The following is a 3,437-nucleotide window of genomic DNA, read 5'->3' as shown; positions in this document are numbered from 1 at the left end:
ACAGGGCGGCATGGTAATGTTTCGGATCAATCAGCGGGTGGCGTTCAGCCACTTCCCTGGGGCTGATGAATTCCTGGTTCAGGCCCATATACCGCGCCTTGGACCGTTCGCGTTTCAGGTAGTCGTACCAAGTCTTGTTCGACGCCAGGTAAAACCCGCCGGTGATGTGCAGGCCGACGGAATGGCCCGACAGTTCCTCAATCTCCTTGTACAGGTCGATAGTGTAGGACTGCAGCCGCGAGATGTTCGGATCAGAGCTGATGGTATGGATCTGCCCCGCCGCGTGCCAGGAGGAGCCGGAGGTCAGCTCGTCACGTTCCAGCAGCACCACGTCCTTCCAGCCGAACTTGGCCAGGTGGAACAAGATCGAGCAGCCAACCACACCGCCGCCGATGATCACCGCCTTGGCGTGGCTCGGCAGTTTCTTGTCGCCGGTGCTCTCCTCCTTGTGGATGTTGAGCGTCGATTGGGCAAAATTGTCTGACATGGGTTTTGTCCTCAGGTCTGCGGCAAAGCGCGGGAATTGCGGCAAATGGCACCTAGGGGGTGCACAGGGGGTATACGGGGGGTGCACAGGGGGTGCCGGAGCAATCCGGCACATCCTGCATCAGCTGAGATTATGCGTGAAGAAAGTGTTAACTCAGTACCACGCATCCGGAATCTCTTCCTTGCGGCGGGCGACATAGGCGGCCAGTTCCTCTTTCACCGCCTCATCCATCGGCGGCGCTTCATACTGGTTCAGCATCTGGTTCCAGCGCTCATAGGCGCGCTGGCGCATGTCCTTGCAGCCGCCCTCCTCCCAGCTTTCAACATTCTCGCTGTCGCTCAGCTTGGGTTCATAAAACGCAGTCTGGTAGTTGCGCATGGTGTGGCCGGAGCCGAGGAAATGGCCGCCCGGCTCCACCTCGGTGTAAGCATCACGGGCAAAGGCTTCGTCGCTGGTGTCCAGACCTTGGCTCAGCACCTTCTGATAAGATCCCAGCCGGTCCGCATCCATGATCAGTTTCTCAAACCCGGTGCACAGACCACCTTCCATCCAACCGGCTGAATGCAGGACAAAATTCGCGCCCGCCAGCATGGTGGAATGCATCGAATCGGCACTCTCATAGGCCGCTTGCGCGTCCTCGATCTTGGATGCGGTCAGCGAGCCGCCGCAGCGCAGCGGCAGGCCCGCACGGCGCGCCAGCTGGCCGATCGCATAGTTCGACACCACCGGCTCCGGCATCCCGAATGTCGGCGCGCCGGATTTCAGCGACATGGAACTCAGGAAGTTGCCCAGGACAAACGGCGCGCCTGGACGCACCAGCTGCGTGAAGGCGCAGACCATCATCGCCTCGGCCATCGCCTGCGCCACAGACGCCGCGGTGGACACCGGCCCCATCGCGCCGGTCAGGATAAACGGCACCACGATCATACCTTGCCCGCGGGCAGAATAGGTGCGCACGGCCTCGGTCACCACCTTGTCCACCAGCAGCGGCGAGTTGGTGTTCACGTTCCCCATGATCACGCAGTTGTTGTCCATGACGTCTTTGCCAAAGACGATCTCGGCCATGTCGACGCTGTCCTGCGCGCGGGACATCTCGGTGATTGCGCCCAGATGCGGTTTGTCGCTCAGCGTCATATGCGCGTACAGCATGTCGAAATGGCGTTTGCTCACCGGCACATCGCAGGGCTCGCAGATCACCAGCCCGCCATGATGCAGATTCGGATGCATGTAGGTGAGCTTCACCAGTTTCTCAAAGCTCTCCATGTCGCCATACCGGCGCCCGCCCTCCAGATCGCGCACAAACGGCGCGCCATAGATCGGGGCAAACACCTGGTTGTTGCCACCGATGGTGACCGACCGCGCCCGGTTGCGGGCCAGCTGGGTGAATTCCCGCGGAGCCGTGGCGCACAGGGCGCGAATCCACTGCGCATCCGCACGGACGGTGTCGCCATCAATCCGCGCGCCGGCTTCTTTCCAGATCCGCAGCGCCTCGGGATCATCACGGAACGCAATGCCGACATCTTCAAAGATCCAATCCACCTGGGCCTCGATCTTGGTCAGCTTTTCCTCATCCAGCACATCAAAGAACGGCAATGTGCGCTGGACAAAGGGCGATGCCGGGGCACCCGCCGGGGCGGTGTTTCTATCGCGGGATGCGCGGGCGCGTCGGGCCATGGGGATCTCCATCTTCAGGCGTTGCGACACAATAAGACCCGGCACAGGCCTTGTGACGGTTGAAAATTCTGATGGTTTGGATAAATCACAGTTATGCAAGAACTTTGGAAGCTCCTCACCAGCCCCCGCCACCTGATCGTCTTCGAGGCCGCCGCCAGGCATGCTTCTTTTACCCGCGCGTCGGAGGAACTAAATGTTCAGCAGCCTGCTGTCAGTGCGGCGATCAAGCAGATGGAATCGTCTTTGGGCGTTGTTTTGTTCCGCCGCGGCCATCGAAAAGTGGAGCTGACTGGGGCGGGAATGCGGCTTTACACCGATGTTTCCAAGGCGCTGGAGGACATTCTTTCGTCAGCCAAAGCGGTGCGGCAGTTCGGGCGGAATGACCATGTCACGCTCAATTGCTCCTCTGCTTTTGCATACTACTGGGTGATGCCAAAACTGCCCCGGCTGCACGAGGCTCACCCCGATATCGACCTGCGGCTGCAAAGCTCTGACCGGGAGCCGGACATCAATACCGAGGGCATCTCGCTGGCGGTGCGGCGCGGTGATGGGAACTGGCCGGACTGCCATTCAACCCTGATCGCGCCCGAGGTGATCTATCCGGTGGCCAGCCCGCGGGTGATGACCTCCGCCGTCAACCTGGCCACGGTACCGAACCTGCTGCACGAGCGTTTGATCCACTTGGAGGAGCCGATCCGCGAACGCCCCAGCTGGCAGCAGTGGTTTTCCCATTTCGGGGTGACGGGCCGGCTGCCCGCGGCAGGTCTGCGGCTCAACGACTATGCGCTGGTGCTGCAGGCGGCGATTGCCGGCGAAGGCTTCGCCTTCGGCTGGCAGCATGTGACGCAGCCGCTGATCAAACAGGGGCTGCTGGCCGCACGCACGGAATGGTCCTGGACCACCGGGGCGGGGTTTTATCTGGTGTGGTCCAAGAGCCAAGACCTGGTTCCTAACGCCGAACTGGTGCGGCAATGGCTCTTGGAGATGGTGAAGCCCGGCGCCGCGTGACTTATGCGATCCCGGAAGAATCCTTGGCACGCTGCATCGAGGCCTGACGGGTCAGGTGGAGCCGCCGCACGAAGGCGAGAATAAACAGCGCGGTCAGGATCAGCACAATGGTCGGCGCGGGCGCGCTGTCGAGGAAGAAACTGGCATAGGTGCCCGCCAGCATTGAGAACATACAAACCACGACAGCAACCCACAGCATGGTGCTGAACTTGCGCACCACCAGAAATGCGATCGCCCCCGGCGCAATCAGCAACCCGATGGCCAGGAT

The 3,437-nt window shown here is 61.2% G+C and carries 4 protein-coding genes; 1 reads left to right on the top strand and 3 read right to left on the bottom strand.

Features of this window, described 5'->3' with window-relative positions:
* Together A2I95_RS28130 and A2I95_RS28125 are read right to left on the bottom strand one after the other, a co-directional pair.
* Window positions 1-487 (bottom strand): FAD-binding oxidoreductase (locus A2I95_RS28130; protein WP_291735220.1); only part of this gene is annotated, 487 nt, incomplete at its 3' end.
* Window positions 488-640: 153 nt separating this feature from the next.
* On the bottom strand, window positions 641-2,161 hold the full coding sequence (locus A2I95_RS28125; protein ID WP_291735218.1) for a trimethylamine methyltransferase family protein: 1,521 nt from the start codon (window positions 2,159-2,161) through the stop codon (window positions 641-643).
* A 93-nt stretch (window positions 2,162-2,254) separates the two neighbouring features.
* Between A2I95_RS28125 and A2I95_RS28120 the strand changes: the two genes are divergently transcribed.
* Window positions 2,255-3,169 carry a LysR substrate-binding domain-containing protein gene (locus tag A2I95_RS28120; protein ID WP_291735216.1) on the top strand — a complete coding sequence of 305 codons (915 nt, stop codon included), beginning with the start codon at window positions 2,255-2,257 and terminating at the stop codon, window positions 3,167-3,169.
* A gap of 1 nt (window position 3,170) precedes the next feature.
* On the opposite strand, the gene A2I95_RS28115 is transcribed toward A2I95_RS28120, so the two are convergent.
* Window positions 3,171-3,437, bottom strand: a 267-nt coding sequence (locus tag A2I95_RS28115) for a metal ABC transporter permease (protein WP_291735215.1), incomplete at its 5' end; no start/stop codon positions are given.

It is taken from the genome of Leisingera sp. F5, from assembly GCF_001593695.1.
Note: the sequence above shows the minus strand (reverse complement) of the source record. Positions and strands in the feature narration are given on the sequence as shown.